The 13,730-nt window shown below is 66.5% G+C and carries 18 protein-coding genes; 11 read left to right on the top strand and 7 right to left on the bottom strand.

Annotation, left to right across the window (positions count from 1 at the left end; translation table 11 throughout):
• Nucleotides 1-63: 63 nt before the first annotated feature.
• From IFT60_RS00005 to IFT60_RS00015, 3 genes are all read right to left on the bottom strand, one after another.
• Nucleotides 64-582, bottom strand: coding sequence for an ankyrin repeat domain-containing protein (locus IFT60_RS00005; protein ID WP_192048146.1), 519 nt, complete (start codon nucleotides 580-582; stop codon nucleotides 64-66).
• Between the two features lie 85 nt (nucleotides 583-667).
• Nucleotides 668-1,213: a M23 family metallopeptidase gene (locus IFT60_RS00010; RefSeq protein ID WP_192048147.1), complete on the bottom strand. Its 546-nt coding sequence runs from the start codon at nucleotides 1,211-1,213 to the stop codon at nucleotides 668-670.
• Between the two features lie 117 nt (nucleotides 1,214-1,330).
• Nucleotides 1,331-1,714: a hypothetical protein gene (locus IFT60_RS00015; protein ID WP_192048148.1), complete on the bottom strand. Its 384-nt coding sequence runs from the start codon at nucleotides 1,712-1,714 to the stop codon at nucleotides 1,331-1,333.
• Between the two features lie 231 nt (nucleotides 1,715-1,945).
• On the opposite strand from IFT60_RS00015, the gene IFT60_RS00020 reads away from it, so the two are divergent.
• The 9 genes from IFT60_RS00020 to IFT60_RS00060 all read left to right on the top strand — a co-directional run bounded on the left by IFT60_RS00020 (nucleotide 1,946) and on the right by IFT60_RS00060 (nucleotide 8,552).
• On the top strand, nucleotides 1,946-2,302 hold the full coding sequence (locus IFT60_RS00020; protein WP_192048149.1) for a YciI family protein: 357 nt from the start codon (nucleotides 1,946-1,948) through the stop codon (nucleotides 2,300-2,302).
• 109 nt (nucleotides 2,303-2,411) lie between these two features.
• Nucleotides 2,412-2,840, top strand: a complete 429-nt coding sequence (locus IFT60_RS00025) for a YciI family protein (protein WP_192048150.1) — start codon at nucleotides 2,412-2,414, stop codon at nucleotides 2,838-2,840.
• A 19-nt stretch (nucleotides 2,841-2,859) separates the two neighbouring features.
• Nucleotides 2,860-3,393, top strand: coding sequence for an SRPBCC family protein (locus tag IFT60_RS00030; RefSeq protein ID WP_192048151.1), 534 nt, complete (start codon nucleotides 2,860-2,862; stop codon nucleotides 3,391-3,393).
• A gap of 21 nt (nucleotides 3,394-3,414) precedes the next feature.
• A complete protein-coding gene (locus IFT60_RS00035; protein ID WP_192048772.1) occupies nucleotides 3,415-3,825 on the top strand; it encodes a VOC family protein in 411 nt (136 codons plus the stop codon).
• Complete coding sequence (locus tag IFT60_RS00040; protein WP_374000222.1) at nucleotides 3,822-5,099, top strand: RNA polymerase sigma factor; 1,278 nt, start codon at nucleotides 3,822-3,824, stop codon at nucleotides 5,097-5,099. The genes IFT60_RS00035 and IFT60_RS00040 overlap by 4 nt, the downstream gene beginning before the upstream one ends.
• Before the next feature lie 458 nt (nucleotides 5,100-5,557).
• Nucleotides 5,558-6,391: an ABC transporter substrate-binding protein gene (locus tag IFT60_RS00045; protein ID WP_192048153.1), complete on the top strand. Its 834-nt coding sequence runs from the start codon at nucleotides 5,558-5,560 to the stop codon at nucleotides 6,389-6,391.
• Nucleotides 6,392-6,401: 10 nt separating this feature from the next.
• The gene (locus tag IFT60_RS00050; protein ID WP_192048154.1) at nucleotides 6,402-7,097 is read left to right on the top strand and encodes an amino acid ABC transporter permease; all 696 of its coding nucleotides are present in this window, start codon (nucleotides 6,402-6,404) and stop codon (nucleotides 7,095-7,097) included.
• A gap of 7 nt (nucleotides 7,098-7,104) precedes the next feature.
• The gene (locus IFT60_RS00055) at nucleotides 7,105-7,827 is read left to right on the top strand and encodes an amino acid ABC transporter permease (protein WP_192048163.1); all 723 of its coding nucleotides are present in this window, start codon (nucleotides 7,105-7,107) and stop codon (nucleotides 7,825-7,827) included.
• Nucleotides 7,824-8,552 (top strand): amino acid ABC transporter ATP-binding protein, encoded by a 729-nt coding sequence (locus IFT60_RS00060; RefSeq protein ID WP_192048165.1) that lies wholly within the window; start codon nucleotides 7,824-7,826, stop codon nucleotides 8,550-8,552. Before IFT60_RS00055 ends, IFT60_RS00060 begins: the two co-directional genes overlap by 4 nt.
• Here IFT60_RS00060 and xth read toward each other — a convergent pair whose 3' ends face one another.
• Nucleotides 8,553-9,362, bottom strand: coding sequence for an exodeoxyribonuclease III (gene xth, locus IFT60_RS00065; protein WP_192048167.1), 810 nt, complete (start codon nucleotides 9,360-9,362; stop codon nucleotides 8,553-8,555).
• Between the two features lie 191 nt (nucleotides 9,363-9,553).
• On the opposite strand from xth, the gene IFT60_RS00070 reads away from it, so the two are divergent.
• Together IFT60_RS00070 and IFT60_RS00075 are read left to right on the top strand one after the other, a co-directional pair.
• Nucleotides 9,554-10,072: a hypothetical protein gene (locus IFT60_RS00070; RefSeq protein WP_229510612.1), complete on the top strand. Its 519-nt coding sequence runs from the start codon at nucleotides 9,554-9,556 to the stop codon at nucleotides 10,070-10,072.
• Between the two features lie 133 nt (nucleotides 10,073-10,205).
• Complete coding sequence (locus IFT60_RS00075) at nucleotides 10,206-10,580, top strand: hypothetical protein (RefSeq protein ID WP_192048168.1); 375 nt, start codon at nucleotides 10,206-10,208, stop codon at nucleotides 10,578-10,580.
• A gap of 51 nt (nucleotides 10,581-10,631) precedes the next feature.
• On the opposite strand, the gene IFT60_RS00080 is transcribed toward IFT60_RS00075, so the two are convergent.
• The 3 genes from IFT60_RS00080 to IFT60_RS00090 all read right to left on the bottom strand — a co-directional run bounded on the left by IFT60_RS00080 (nucleotide 10,632) and on the right by IFT60_RS00090 (nucleotide 13,402).
• Nucleotides 10,632-11,180, bottom strand: a complete 549-nt coding sequence (locus tag IFT60_RS00080; protein ID WP_192048170.1) for a hypothetical protein — start codon at nucleotides 11,178-11,180, stop codon at nucleotides 10,632-10,634.
• 119 nt (nucleotides 11,181-11,299) lie between these two features.
• Nucleotides 11,300-12,421, bottom strand: a complete 1,122-nt coding sequence (locus IFT60_RS00085; protein ID WP_192048172.1) for a metallophosphoesterase — start codon at nucleotides 12,419-12,421, stop codon at nucleotides 11,300-11,302.
• A 12-nt stretch (nucleotides 12,422-12,433) separates the two neighbouring features.
• A complete protein-coding gene (locus IFT60_RS00090) occupies nucleotides 12,434-13,402 on the bottom strand; it encodes an MYG1 family protein (protein ID WP_192048174.1) in 969 nt (322 codons plus the stop codon).
• Between the last annotated feature and the right edge of the window lie 328 nt (nucleotides 13,403-13,730).

Below are 13,730 nucleotides of genomic sequence, written 5' to 3' on the forward strand. Positions count from 1 at the left end.
TTTTAGAAAGCGGACATTTTAACTTTGCCAAAAGCGGACATTTCTAATTTGCCTTTACACACCCTACGTTGCGCGACCGTCGAGGTGCTCGTTGAGAAACGCCACCGCCTCGACCGCGCCCATCTTCGCCGCCGCCTCGCGAATGGACATGCCGGCCGCATCAAGCACCAACGGATCGGCCCCATGTTCCATCAGCATGCGCATCATCTCCACCCGGTTGAACATCGCCGCGATCATCAGCGCCGTCTTGCCGTTCGGCCCGGCCGCGTCGACCTGGGCGCCGCGTTCGAGCAACAGCGCCACCACGGCGGCATCGCCCTTGAAGGCGGCCCCCGCCAGCGGCGTCTGGCCGGCGTCGTTCAGCAGTTCCGGGTCGGCGCCGTGGTCGAGCAGGACGCGCGCGGTGTCCACGTGCCCGTGGTAGCAGGCCAGCATCAGCAAGCCGTCGCCGCGCTCGTTGCGCAGGTTGGGCGGCAAGCCCTGTCCCAGCAGCGTCGCGAGTTCTTCGGTCTCGCCGCTGCGCGCACACTGGAACACCCGCCGCGCAAACGCGAGGGTATCGTCGTCGAGTCCACCGTCCATGCACGCTCCTCCAAAAATAATGCCAACCGACGCGGTCGTGCTCACGGAATAGCATACCGCCCCGCCAGTCCGCAACGCACGAAAACTACCTTTCTTCCGTCTGCGCCACCCGCACCTTCGCCTTCAACAACGGATACGGATTGATCGCCCCATCCGCCTCGTAAATCCCGTAATGCAGATGCGGCGGCGTCCCCTTCGCATTGCCCGTGTCGCCCACATACCCCAGCACCGTCCCCGGCCGCACGCGCTCGCCGTTCTCGATATCGGCATAGCGATCCAGGTGCGCATAGTAATGGCGCTGGCCGCCCGGTCCCAGCACCCACACCACCTGGCCGCCCAGGCGGTTGGTGGACACGCGCAGCACCACGCCTTCGGTGGCGGCGATCACGGCGGTGCCGCGTTTGGCGAAGATGTCGATGCCCTCGTGCTTGCGGCCCTCGCTGCGCGCGCCGCCCCAGGTGTCGCGCAGGCCGCGCGGTGCGACGCCGCGCACCGGCACCGGCAGGGCGGTCGGCACCGGCATCGACGCCAGCCGTATCGCATACAGCATGTTCTTGATGTAGGGCCCGAACAGGGCATAGGCGCCCAGCAGCAGGAATGCGAGCATGGCGCCACGCAGCAGTACGCGCATCGGGTCTCCAGAGTGGCAGGTGGACGGCGCGGACGCGCCGAGTCGAACGCTCCGGCCTCGAGCGGAGCGTTCGCGGTGATCCTGGCGCGCCAGGGAGGCGCGCCGTGTGAAGCTGGCTTACTGCTCCTTGCCCATCACATCCTGGTCGAGGCTGTGACCGAGGCCGCCTTGCGCGTTGCCGCTTTGGCTGCCCTGGCTGCCTTGCTGGCCACTCTGCTGATTGCCGCCCTGGCTGCCTTGGCTCGATTGCGACTGGCTGCCCGCACGTCCGCGGGTGCCGCGCCCGAGCGCCGGCGTGGTGTCGCCATCGTCGGGTTCGGCCGATTGGCGGTTGCCTGCGCGATAGCCGCTGTCGTCCGGCGACGGCATGCCGATGCCGCCATCGCGCGTGCCCGTGTTCAGGTTGCCGGTGGTGCCGGTAATGCCGGCACTGCTGGTGCCCACGCCCGTCAGTTCGTCGTAGTTGCGGCCTTTCGTGCCCTTGCCCTTGTTCTCGCCCATCGTTGCCTCCTGCTGTCGGTGATTGGTTTTCCCATGGTAACGCCGGGCCGGTAATGGACAATAGGCGCATGCGAGACTGCCATGTAGGAGCAATCGCACGCCATGTCATCAGGTGCAGGGTGCGCACGATTGACGCGGCCGGGCAGGGCGTCGCCTCGCCCCTGCTTTACTCGACCGGCGTCGCGTTGCATACTGCTTGCTCTTGTGTCTACATGCTCGAAGGGAGCGTCGATGTCGTACATGTTGCTGATCCATGAAACCGTCGGCCAGCGCGCCACCCGCAGCGAGGCCGAGGGGCGCGCGCTCTACGACCGCATGCTGGCATTCGGCGACACCCTGCGCGCGGAAGGCGTGCTGCTGGGTGCGCAGTCGCTGGCGCCGCAGAGCCGCGCCACCCGGGTCCGGGTCGAGGGCGGCAAGGCGCGCGCGGTCGATGGCCCCTTTGCCGAAGCCAAGGAAATGATCGGCGGCTTTTTCCACGTGGACGTAGCGACCCATGAGGAGGCGGTGGCGCTGGCGGCGCGCTGTCCGGCGGCCGAATGGGCGACGGTCGAGGTACGCGCGCTGGCGCCCTGTTACGAAAGTTGACAATAATTTTCGCCGGCCATGTCGATTCCTGGCCAGCTGCTTCGTCGTGTGAATGACACCGCCCAGCGCGCGGCAGCCGCCGCGCCCGGTCCAAACAGAGGAGAACAGCATGCGTTACATGATCATCGTCAAGGCCACCCCCGAGTCCGAAGCCGGCTGCATGCCGGGCGACGACTTGCTGAGCGCGATGGCCGACTACCACGGCGAACTGGCGCGCGCCGGCGTGCTGCTCGACGCCAGCGGCCTGCACCCGTCCAGCCAGGGTTGGCGCATCCGCTACCAGGGCACGGAACGCAGCATCGTCGACGGCCCCTTCACCGAATCGAAGGAGATGATCGCCGGCTACACCATGATCAGCGTGCGCACGCCCGAGGAGGCGCTGGAATGGGCGCGCCGCTTCCCGAACCCGCGCGGCGAAGGATTGGAGGCCGAGATCGAGGTGCGCCGCGTGTTCGAACTCGACGACTTCCCGCAGTCCGAGACGCTGGAGCGCTTCCGCGCGCTCGAAGCCGGCCAAGCGTCCGCGCAGTCTTACTAAGCACGCCTGAGAGGACACCATGATCATCCTCCTCATCGCGGCCGGCGTCGCCGGTGCGGTCGTACTGGCGGCGGCGCGCCGGCCGGACGTGTTCCGCGTCGAGCGCAGCATCCACATCGCGGCGGCGCCGGAACGGATCGGGCCCCTGATCAGCGACTTGCGCCGCTTCAATACCTGGAACCCGTTCGCCAGGGGACCGCAGCAACTGAGCTACACCGGCCCCGAGCGCGGCGCCGGCGCCACCAGCCACTTCGCCGGACCGCGCGCGGCCGGGCGCGGCACGCTGGCCGTGCTCGATGCGACGCCGGGCAAGGTGACGATGCTGCTGACCATGACGGCGCCGCTGCGCTGCGAAAACACCATCGAATTCCTGCTCTCGCCCGGTATCGGCGGTACCGAAGTCACCTGGACCATGCAGGGACGCAGTCCGTTCATCGCCAAACTCATGGGCCTGGTCGTCGATACCGACCGCATGTGCGGCCGCGATTTCGAGACCGGGCTGGCCGCACTCAAGACACAGGCCGAAGCACAGGACGCGCTCAGCGCGGCCTGAATCCACTACACAGGAGACATCATGCACAAGCAGATTTACGTAAACCTGGCGGTCGAGGACGTGGCGCGCAGCCGCGCATTCTTCACCCGCCTCGGCTTCGAGTTCGATCCCCAGTTCAGCAACGACGACGGCATCTGCATGATCGTCGGCGAGAACATCTACGCCATGCTGCTGCGCAAATCCTTCTTCCAGAGCTTCACCAACAAACCGGTAACCGACGCCCGGGAAAGCACCGAAGTATTGATCGCGCTCTCCTGCGAAAGCCGCGAGGAGGTCGATGCGCTGGTGGCCAAGGCGATCGACGCCGGCGGGCGCGCGCCAAACCCGAAGCAGGAATACCCCTTCATGTACGGGCACGGCTTCGAAGACCTCGACGGGCACATCTGGGAGCTGTCGTGGATGGATCTCAGCCTGGTGCCGCCGCAGCCGTGACGCGCACAAGGGTCGACCAGGCCATCGGCGCCGTCTGGCGCATCGAGTCGGCGAAGATCGTCGCCGGCGTGGCGCGCCTGGTGCGCGACATCGGCCTGGCCGAAGAACTGGCCGGCGACGCGCTGGTGGCCGCGCTCGAGCACTGGCCGGTCTCCGGCATTCCCGACAACCCCGGCGCCTGGCTGATGCGCACGGCGAAGAACGCGGCGCTCGACCACCTGCGCCGCGATAAAACCTTTCGCGAAAAATGCGTGCAGATCGGCCACGACCTGGAAGCGCAGGAGGCCCACATTGTGCCGGACTTTGTCGATGACCTGGACGCGGCGCGCAACGACGTCGTCCACGACGACCTGCTGCGCCTGATGTTCACCGCCTGCCACCCGATCCTTTCGACCGAGGCGCGGGTGGCGCTGACCCTGAAACTGCTGGGCGGCTTGTCGACCGGCGAGATCGCGCGCGCCTTCCTGGTGCCCGAGCCGACCATCGCCCAGCGCATCGTGCGCGCCAAGCGCACCCTGGGCCAGGCGCGCGTGCCCTTCGAACTGCCGCCGCCAGCCGAGCTCGAAGAGCGGCTCGGCTCGGTGCTGGAAGTGGTCTACCTGGTCTTCAACGAAGGCTATACCGCCACCGCCGGCGAAGACTGGATGCGCCCGGCGCTGATGGAAGAAGCGTTGCGCCTGGGCCGCATGCTGGCCGAGCTGGCGCCGCGCGAACCGGAAGCGCAAGGCCTGGCCGCGCTGATGGAACTGCAGGCGTCACGTGCCGCCGCGCGGGTTGACCGCGCCGGCAAGCCGGTGCTGCTGCTCGACCAGGACCGCGCGCGCTGGGACGGTATCCTGATCCGGCGCGGCCTGGCGGCGCTGGCGCGCGCCCGGCTGCTGGGCGGGCAGGGACCGTATGCGCTGCAGGCCGCGATCGCCGCCTGCCATGCGCGTGCGCGCACGGCCGGCGAGACCGACTGGGCCCGCATCGCCGCGCTGTACGGCGATCTGGCGCGCGTCAGCCCGTCGCCGGTGGTCGAACTGAACCGGGCGGTGGCGGTCGGGATGGCCGAGGGGCCGGCGGCCGGGCTGGCGCTGGTCGACGCGCTTGCGCAGGACGGCGCGCTCGAGCGCTACCAGTGGCTGCCGAGCGTGCGCGGGGACTTGCTGGAAAAGCTGGGCCGGCGGCTTGAAGCCGCCGCCGAGTTCGCGCGCGCGGCCGGGATGGCGACGAATGTGCGCGAGCGGGATTTACTGCGGGAGCGGGCGAGGATAAATGCGCATGGTGGCTAAACGGGCAACCTCACCGGGTGCATCTGTACAGCGGGCAGGGTGACCTGTAAGGTGGGCGGGTATCCCGCCCACGCGTTCGACGCAGGTTGAATACTCGCACCCGCTTTTCAGTAGGGTGGGCGCCCCGAGCCCACGCGGTACGCACTTATCCGAAGCTCCGCGGATGCGGTGAGTCGCTCCTGGGTTGCAATCGACGCCCGGCCAACGCTGTGCATGCGTCCGCGTGGGCACGGGGCGCCCACCCTACCATCCGGCTCAGGCGAACTGCGCGATGACTCATCCGTGCGTCGAACGCGTGGGCGGAAAATCCGCCCACCTTACCGGGTCTCGTCTTCTGGCACTGTCCACATCAAGGTTCTTATACCACTTGGACATGTTCTTATAGGAATTCGATCCTTCGCGCCGTCATTCACATGACATATAATCTCCGGCTCATTTATTCAGCTGTTGGAGATCCCATGGCCACCCGCCGTACCCTGCTCGCCTGCGCGATCGCGCTTTCCGCCCAACTCGGCTTCGCCGCCACCGCCCACGCCGACCAGCTGGCCGACATCAAGAAGAAGGGCGAGATCGTCTTCGGCGTGCTCGGTACCGACGAGCCGAACAGCTTCATCGACCCGAAGACGCGCGAACTGGTCGGCTACGAAATCGACCTGGCGCGCGCCGTGGCGAAGAAGATCGGCGTCAAACCGGTGTTCAAGCAGATGTCGGTCGCCGCGCGCATTCCCGAGCTGCAGCAGGGCCACGTCGACGTGTTGGCGGCCACGCTGACCCACAACAAGGAGCGCGAATCGCAGGTCGATTTCGCGCTGACCCATTTCGTCACCGGTTCGAAAGTCATGGTGCGCACGGCCAGCGGCATCAAGGCATTGCCGCAACTGGCCGGCAAGAAGGTCGTCACCGTCCGCGGCGGCACCCAGGAAACCAACATCCGCGCCGCCGTCCCGAGCGCGACCGTCGTGACTTTCGAGAATACCCAGCAAGCCTTCCAGGCCCTGCAGCAGGGCAAGGGCATCGCCTACGTCAACGACGAGTCCTCGCTGCTGGCCGACTACGGCAAGCTCGGCCCGAACGCGAAGAACTTCACGATCCTGCCGAACAGCATCGGCGTGGAATCGATCGCGCTCGGCCTGCGCAAGGGCGAAAAGGGCTTGAAGACGGTCGTCGACGCCACCCTGCGCGAGCTGGAAACGAGCGGCGCCGCGAACGCCCTGTTCAACAAATGGTATGGCCCGGGCACGCGCCCGAACATGGCCAAGCGCGCCTTCACCATCCACACCGACAAGCTCTGAGACATCTGCCTTGACGTTTTTCGACGCACACCTGCTGCGGTCGGGCGAATACCACGACTGGCTGGTGCAGGGTTTCATCCTGTCGCTGCAGCTGCTCGGCGCCAGCTTCGTGATCGCGCTGCCGCTGGGCGTGGCGATCGCGCTGATGCGCACCGCGCCCAGCGCACCGCTGCGCGCGGCCGGCGCCAGCCTGGTCGAGGGCATCCGCAACGTGCCGCTCTTGGCCCACCTGCTGTTCTGGTACTTCGCCTTTCCCGAACTGCTGCCCGAGACCGTCAAGCTGGCGCTCTACGACAGCAATCCCGAATTCATCTGCGCCACCATCGCACTTTCGCTGTACGCCGGCGTGCACATGGCCGAAGACATCCGCAGCGGCATCCGCGCCGTGCCCGCCGTCCAGATGGAGGCGGCGCGTTCGCTCGGCCTGGGACGCATCGCGGCCCTGCGCCTGGTGCTGCTGCCGCAAAGTATCCGCATCGCCGTGCCGCCGCTGCTGTCGCAGACCGTCAATCTGTGGAAGGACACCAGTGTCGCCACCGTGATCGGCGCGGCCGAGATGATGTACCAGGCCGCGCGCGTGGAAACGGCCACCTTCCGCAGCGTGGAAGCGTTCACGTTTGCCACGCTGGCCTACCTGACGGTATCGCTGGCGATCTCGCTGGCCGCGCAGCTGTACGCGCGCCGCTTCCCGGTGCGCACTGTATGAGACTGGCATGATCGAACTTATCCAGGACTACTGGCTGTACTTCCTCGTCGGCCAATACCCGAACGGCCCGCTCGGCGGCTTGACGCTGACCATCCTGCTGTCCGCCGCAGCGCTGCTGCTGGCCATGCCGCTCGGCCTGCTGCTGGGCGTGGCGCGCGTCAGCCCGTTCCGCGCCGTGCGCTGGCCGGTGGCCGTGCTGGTGCAGGTCGTGCGCGCCGTGCCGCTGCTATTGGTCGTGTTCTGGGCCTACTTCTTCCTGCCCGCCGTCACCGGCGTGAAGACCGGCCAGGCCACCACCATGCTGATGACGCTGGTGCTGTTCGACGCCGTCTACCTGGCCGAGATCGTGAAGGCGGGTATTCAGTCGCTGCCGAAAGGGCAGCTCGAAGGGGCGCGTTCGCTCGGCCTGTCGTACGGGCAGGCGCTGCGCCTGGTGATCCTGCCGCAGGCGCTGCGCCACGTGTCACCCTCGCTGGTGAGCCAGCTGGTCGCGACCATCAAGGCCACTTCGCTCGGCTACATCATTGGCCTGTCCGAAGTCTCCTTCATCGCCACCCAGGTCAACACGCTGGTGTTCACCAAGGCGGTCGAGGTGTACATCATCCTGGCGGCGACCTATTTCATCCTGTGCTTCGGCCTCTCGCGCCTGGCCTTCCTGCTCGAACGGCGCCTGAACCGGCGCCCCAACGCGGCACATGCTCCTGTATCGGTACCAAAGGTTTCCTTATGATCCAGCTCGACGGCGTCAACAAGTGGTACGGTCAGTATCACGCCCTGGTCGACGTGTCGGAACACGTCGCCAAAAACGAAGTGGTGGTGGTGTGCGGCCCCTCGGGATCAGGCAAGTCGACCCTGATCCGCACCCTCAACCGCCTCGAGGAAATCGACGGCGGCCGCATCGCCATCGACGGGCGCGACATCCATGCGCCCGGCGTCGACGTGAACGCGTTGCGCGCCGGGATTGGCTTCGTGTTCCAGCACTTTAATCTGTTCCCGCACCTGACCGCGCTGGAAAACTGCATGCTGGCGCCGGTGAACCTGAAGCGCGCCACTAAAGCGGAAGCACGCGCGTATGCCATGGAACTGCTCGACGGCGTCGGCCTCGCGCACAAGGCCGACGCCTATCCGCACGAACTCTCCGGCGGCCAGCAGCAGCGCGTGGCGATTGCGCGCGCGCTGGCGATGCGTCCACCGGTGATGCTGTTCGACGAGCCGACCAGCGCGCTCGACCCGGAAATGGTGGGCGAAGTGCTGGGCGTGATGCGCCGGCTGGCCGGGCAGGGTATGACCATGGTCTGCGTGACCCACGAGATGGGTTTTGCGCGCGACGTGGCCGACCGCATCCTGTTCATGAGCGAAGGGCGCATCCTCGAACGCGCCACGCCGGAAGACTTTTTCACCAACCCCACCCATCCGCGCGCGCAGCAATTCCTGGCCGACCGCAGCGGGCGCTGATCAGGCCTTTTTCGCGGCTTTTTGCGGCGCCAGCGCGCTCAAATCGAGTTCGACCCAGGTCGGCACGTGGTCGCTCGGTTTCTCGCGCCCGCGAATGTCGTGGTCGGTCCCGGCCGCGCGCAGGGCCGGCGCCAGCGTGGGAGAAAGCAACAGGTGATCGATGCGCAGGCCGGCATTGCGTCCGTAGGCGTTACGGAAGTAGTCATAAAAGGTGTAGATGACTTCGTCCGGGTGCATGCTGCGCAACGAGTCGGTCCAGCCCTGGTTCACCAGCCGGTGGAAGGCTTCGCGCGACTCGGGCCGGAACAGGGCGTCGGTCAGCCAGCGCTCCGGCTTGTAGACGTCGAGTTCAGTCGGCATGACATTGTAGTCGCCCGCCATCACCACCGGCGCGCCGGTTTCCAGCAGTTGCGCCGCGCGCGTGATCAGCCGCTCCATCCAGGCCAGCTTGTAATCGAACTTCGGCCCCGGCGCCGGATTGCCGTTCGGCAGGTACAGGCAGGCGACCACCAATTCTCCCACCACCGCTTCCAGGTAACGGCTCTGCTCGTCGCTGTCGTCGCCCGGCAGCCCGCGCGTGACCTCGACCGGTTCGCTGCCGCGCGCCAGGATGGCGACGCCGTTCCAGCTTTTTTGTCCGTACCAGATGGCGCCATAGCCGGCGCCGTTGATCTCGGCCAGCGGAAAGCGTTCCTGCGGTGACTTCAGCTCTTGCAGGCAGACGACGTCAGGTTGTTTTTCCTCGAGGTATTCAAGCAGGCGCGGGAGGCGGCTGCCGATGCCGTTGATGTTGAAAGTCGCGACGCGCATGTTTTCTCCGTTGTTAAAGCCGTTGTTAAGTTATCTCAGCCGCGCTGTAACTGGCGCACGCAAGCATGTCAATGTTGCCGTAAAAACATGTATCTTGAGAACCACGCTCGCGCTGGATACTGCTGAGCGTACGTGGCAACTTTTATAAAAAATATATTATTATTAAATCTTTCTTAACTCCGGAGACACACATGTTCACTTCCTTCCTGCGTACGATCGCCCGTCCAGCTGCCGTTTCCCTCCTGCTGGCTGCTTCGGCCTCGGCATCGGCAGGAGGTTGGGTTACCCAACAACTTGAAGTCGAAGGCACGCTGGTCGAAGCGGTCGGTCCAAGGGGCGACTGCCTGTCGAAATTCGGCGGCACCATCAGCGGCCACGGCACCAGCGCCCTGATGGGCGGCAAAGTCGTGTTCATCGCCACCGACTGCATCACGCCGATCGGCCCGCTGTTCCACTTCAGCAACGGCAAATTCATCGTCATGACCACCGAAGGCGACCAGATCTTCGCCAACTACAGTGGCCAGTTCATCCCGACCGGCAAAGGCGCGGAATATGTCTTTTCCGGCGCGACCTTCCAGGTCACCGGCGGCACCGGCAAGTACTCGAAAATCACCGGCGGCGGCATGCTGACCGGCGGTGAAGACATGATCACCGGCGCCGGTAATATCAAGCTGTCGGGCCGCGTGATGTATTTGTCGAACAAGAAGTAATCGGGACAATTCCCCTTCGAACGGCGCCTGGATGAGCGCCGTTTTTTTTCGCCCGCGTTTTCTCCCGTGCGCCGACGGCACCCCGATACTGGCACTCTATGATGTAACTATGTTAACGAACGAGGAGAACATCATGTCGACACAAGACGACAAGAAGGACAGCAAGGAAAACGTGCAGGGCCGCTCCTGGGACCAGATCACCCAGAACGGCACCAGCAGCGCCGGCAGCGTAGGCGTGGGCGGCACCGGCGACAGCGGCAAGCTGCAGCGCGAGGGCAGCCAGCAATCGGCCAGCCGTACCGACGACCTGCTCGACGACGGTTCGTCACAGGAAGGCGACACCGGCTTTTCGCGCGGCGGCCAGATCCAGACCGGGCTCGAGGGCATCGGCAACCTGACCGGCGGCGCGAAGGGCAATCGGCAGTCGGGGCAGGATTCGCAGGGGGCGCGTGCGTCCGATGAAGGCCGCGACGAGGACGCCGCATCCAGAGGGCAGCAGGACCGTTAAGCGCACTGCCTGGACGGCCGGGGCGAGCGCGGGCTGACTTGCGGCCGTCCTTTATTGCTCGACAGCGGCGTGCGGGAGGCCGTCATTGGCGCCCGTATGCGGCGGCTGCGTGCGCTTGCCTTGTTCGCCGAGAATCCCCAGCATGGTCGCCACGTCGGCCGTGATCGTGTCGCTCTGTCGCTGCATGTCGATGACGACACCCTGCGGGTCTGCGCATGCCAGTGCCGGCCCACGCGCCGCGACATGGCAAACGAGGGTTTTGCTGGCCGCTTCCGCACTGTGCCGGTTGTCGGGTACGACGGGCCGTGTCGTCAGCGTGTCGCCCTCCAGCGTCGCCTCGATCGCCATGGCGAGGAATTGATCCGGATGCGAGGGCGCGGCGGCTGTGCCGGTGGCTTGTGCGTATCTCGACCCCAGCAACACGCCGAACCCATCCTCCTTCAGATACAAGTCGACCTGCTTGCCGCCTTCAGCATGCGGGAGCTTCCCGGTACTCCAGGTGCCGGTCAGGTGCGGGGGCAGTGGTTCTGCCGCACCGGACAGGGAAGGCCATGCAAGGGCGATCGCGAGCGTCAGCGCGCATTTCATCGTAAAGCTCATCGTCAGCTCTCGGTCGTATTCGAACTGCAACAGCTTAACAGAATGCCATCAACGCGCGCAGGCAATTCTGTCCAGTTGTTCGCCCTTGGTTGACGGGTGTGGGTGCCCCTGCGCCGGCCTCAGCGCGGCGCGCGCAGCGTGATCTTGACGATCTCGCCCGGCTGCCACAGGCGCATGCGCGGCCCCCAGCTGCCGGCGCCGCGGCTGATGACGAGCGTCATCGGGCCGACCGCGTGCTGTCCGACCAGCTGCGGAAAGCGCCGCTGCACCAGGTAGCTGAACGGCCAGATCTGGCCGCCGTGGGTGTGACCGGACAGCATCAGGCCGACGCCGCGCGCGGCCGCCATCTCGATCACGGGCGCGGCCGGGATGTGCGAGAGCAGGATCGTCGCCACCGGGTTCGGCGAATCGGCCGCCGCCGGAAGCACGTCCACCAGTCCGGTCGTGAGCTCGCCGCCGCCGCGCATCCGGCTGCCGACGTCTTCGATCCCGGCCAGCACCAGTCCCGGCGCCAGTTCGACGCGCCTGTCGCGCAGCCAGCGCACGCCGCCTTCCTCGAATTCGCGCACCGTCGTCTCGACGTCGCCATAGAACTCGTGGTTGCCGGTCACCGCCCAGACCCCGCGCGGCGCCTTCAGGCCGCGTAATACCTGCGCCAGGCGCGGTTCGCCCAGCGGGTTGTCTTCCACCTGGTCGCCCACCATCAGCACCGCGGCAGGTTGCAATGCGTTGATCTGCGCGACCCGCCGTTCCATCCAGTCGGCGCGGCGCTGGGCGCCCAGGTGCAGGTCGGTCACCATCACGAGGACGGTGCCGTCCAGGCTTTCGGGCAGGTGCGGCATGCTCACTTCCTGCTCGACGATGACGGGCGCGCGCACGCCCTGGAAGATCGCAAACGCGGACAGCAGCACCCCGGCCAGCGCACCGACGCCGAGCACGCGCTGGGCCTGCGCGCGCCACCAGAAGCCGAAACCGGTGAGCAGGTCGGCCGGCAGCAGGCACAGGGTCATCACGAACAGGATGCCGAGCCAGGTCAGGGCGAACTGTCCCGGCCACCAGCGCCAGTCGATCGCTTCGTCACCCAGGTGCACGCCGCCCAGGTAGACCAGCCAGACCACCAGCACGCCGAGCCACCAGGCCCCGGGCCGCACGCGCGTGCGCAGCGGATCGAGGCGGTACAGGCGATGGGCGACGTAGAAGTGAAACAGGCTGCCGATGATGTTCAGGACGATCGAAAACATGGAACTCCGGGATCAGCAGGCGTGGCCGGACACGTTCGGGAACGCGACGTCCTCCAGCGCCAGGCGCGCCAGGGCGCGGATGCCGTCGTACGACTTGGCGGCGGCGATGAAGCGGCCGTTATGGCAGAAGGTCGCATCCGGCACGCCGGTCACGCGCGCCAGGTCGGCGTCGCGTAGGCCGGCCCAGGACTCGGGCAGGTCGGCCCGGGCGTCGAAACTGTCGGCGCTGACCGGCACCGCGTGGATCATGTAGCGCTGCTCGGCGATGCTGTGGCTGATCACGAACAGCACCTTCGGCATCTCCTTGCGCACGACGGCGGTCCAGGGCAGGGCGCCGTTGTTCAGGAACAGGATCTTGCCGCCTTCGAGCACCTCGGCATTGCGCACCTGTTCCAGCGCCAGCAGGGCGCCGACCCGGTACTTGACCGAGTTGACCATGATCTCGGTGAGGAAGGCCATCGCCTTGCGGAACTGGCTCAGGCGGTAGGCATCCGACGCCTCGCCGTAGCCGAGCCGCTCTTCGTCCATCCAGTTCGGATTGAAGCCGGAGACGACCGCCGACAGGCCATAGCCGCCGGGCGCATTCTTGGCGGCGCCGACGTCGGACAGGTCGAGGTATTGCACGATGTCGGCGTCGATCGCATACGCCATCTGCTGGGCCGCGTCCGCGCCCAGCGTGCGGCCAGTGTGTTCGAGGGCAAGCGCCGCCACGCAGCGCGCGCCGTATTCGCGCCACACCAGGCCGGCGCTGGCATAGGGCACGCCGGTCTGGCGCGCGGTGGCGAAGCCCTTCTGGTGATGGTCGAAGCGGCCGGTGGCCGGATCGTGGATGCCGCCGACGTCGATCGCGAAGTCGGCCGCCTCGATCGCGGCCGTGTCGCGCGTGCGCACCAGGTGGCTGTCCGGATACAGGATGAACAGGACGGCGACCGCCCATGCGTCGTCCGCGTGAAACTTGCCGCTATGCGTTACCACTACCATGCCACACTCCCATCCTTGAACCTGTCGAAAGGCCGGCCGGCGTGCTGCCGGCGGGCCTGGAAGACAGATGATAACGGTTCAGGCGGGCGCGCGTGCAAATGGGCGATGCCTGCCGGGTAGCGATCGTCCGTAGGGCGGGCATGCCCGCCATTCGTGCGCATGCTTTTACCTGCGCCCGCGACCAGCCGCCAGCGTCGTCCGAGACAGCTGCGCGCAATCCAGTCTGCCGTGCGCGTAACGGCTGGCATCGCGTATGCCGGAGAGACACGAACGGCGGGCATGCCCGCCCTACGGTGCACAGCGCCAAAGTGCGCATGGATGGGACGGT

This window comes from Massilia sp. CFBP 13721 (assembly GCF_014842025.1).
Taxonomy (GTDB): domain Bacteria; phylum Pseudomonadota; class Gammaproteobacteria; order Burkholderiales; family Burkholderiaceae_D; genus Telluria.

Excerpts from the sequence above, each read along its gene's own strand:
- IFT60_RS00005 (WP_192048146.1), bottom strand. The coding sequence starts at position 582 with ATGGACGGTGGACTCGACGACGATACCCTCGCGTTTGCGCGGCGGGTG.
- IFT60_RS00010 (WP_192048147.1), bottom strand. The coding sequence starts at position 1,213 with ATGCGCGTACTGCTGCGTGGCGCCATGCTCGCATTCCTGCTGCTGGGC.
- IFT60_RS00015 (WP_192048148.1), bottom strand. The coding sequence starts at position 1,714 with ATGGGCGAGAACAAGGGCAAGGGCACGAAAGGCCGCAACTACGACGAA.
- IFT60_RS00020 (WP_192048149.1), top strand. The coding sequence starts at position 1,946 with ATGTCGTACATGTTGCTGATCCATGAAACCGTCGGCCAGCGCGCCACC.
- IFT60_RS00025 (WP_192048150.1), top strand. The coding sequence starts at position 2,412 with ATGCGTTACATGATCATCGTCAAGGCCACCCCCGAGTCCGAAGCCGGC.
- IFT60_RS00030 (WP_192048151.1), top strand. The coding sequence starts at position 2,860 with ATGATCATCCTCCTCATCGCGGCCGGCGTCGCCGGTGCGGTCGTACTG.
- IFT60_RS00035 (WP_192048772.1), top strand. The coding sequence starts at position 3,415 with ATGCACAAGCAGATTTACGTAAACCTGGCGGTCGAGGACGTGGCGCGC.
- IFT60_RS00045 (WP_192048153.1), top strand. The coding sequence starts at position 5,558 with ATGGCCACCCGCCGTACCCTGCTCGCCTGCGCGATCGCGCTTTCCGCC.
- IFT60_RS00055 (WP_192048163.1), top strand. The coding sequence starts at position 7,105 with ATGATCGAACTTATCCAGGACTACTGGCTGTACTTCCTCGTCGGCCAA.
- IFT60_RS00060 (WP_192048165.1), top strand. The coding sequence starts at position 7,824 with ATGATCCAGCTCGACGGCGTCAACAAGTGGTACGGTCAGTATCACGCC.
- xth (WP_192048167.1), bottom strand. The coding sequence starts at position 9,362 with ATGCGCGTCGCGACTTTCAACATCAACGGCATCGGCAGCCGCCTCCCG.
- IFT60_RS00070 (WP_229510612.1), top strand. The coding sequence starts at position 9,554 with ATGTTCACTTCCTTCCTGCGTACGATCGCCCGTCCAGCTGCCGTTTCC.
- IFT60_RS00075 (WP_192048168.1), top strand. The coding sequence starts at position 10,206 with ATGTCGACACAAGACGACAAGAAGGACAGCAAGGAAAACGTGCAGGGC.
- IFT60_RS00080 (WP_192048170.1), bottom strand. The coding sequence starts at position 11,180 with ATGAGCTTTACGATGAAATGCGCGCTGACGCTCGCGATCGCCCTTGCA.
- IFT60_RS00085 (WP_192048172.1), bottom strand. The coding sequence starts at position 12,421 with ATGTTTTCGATCGTCCTGAACATCATCGGCAGCCTGTTTCACTTCTAC.
- IFT60_RS00090 (WP_192048174.1), bottom strand. The coding sequence starts at position 13,402 with ATGGTAGTGGTAACGCATAGCGGCAAGTTTCACGCGGACGACGCATGG.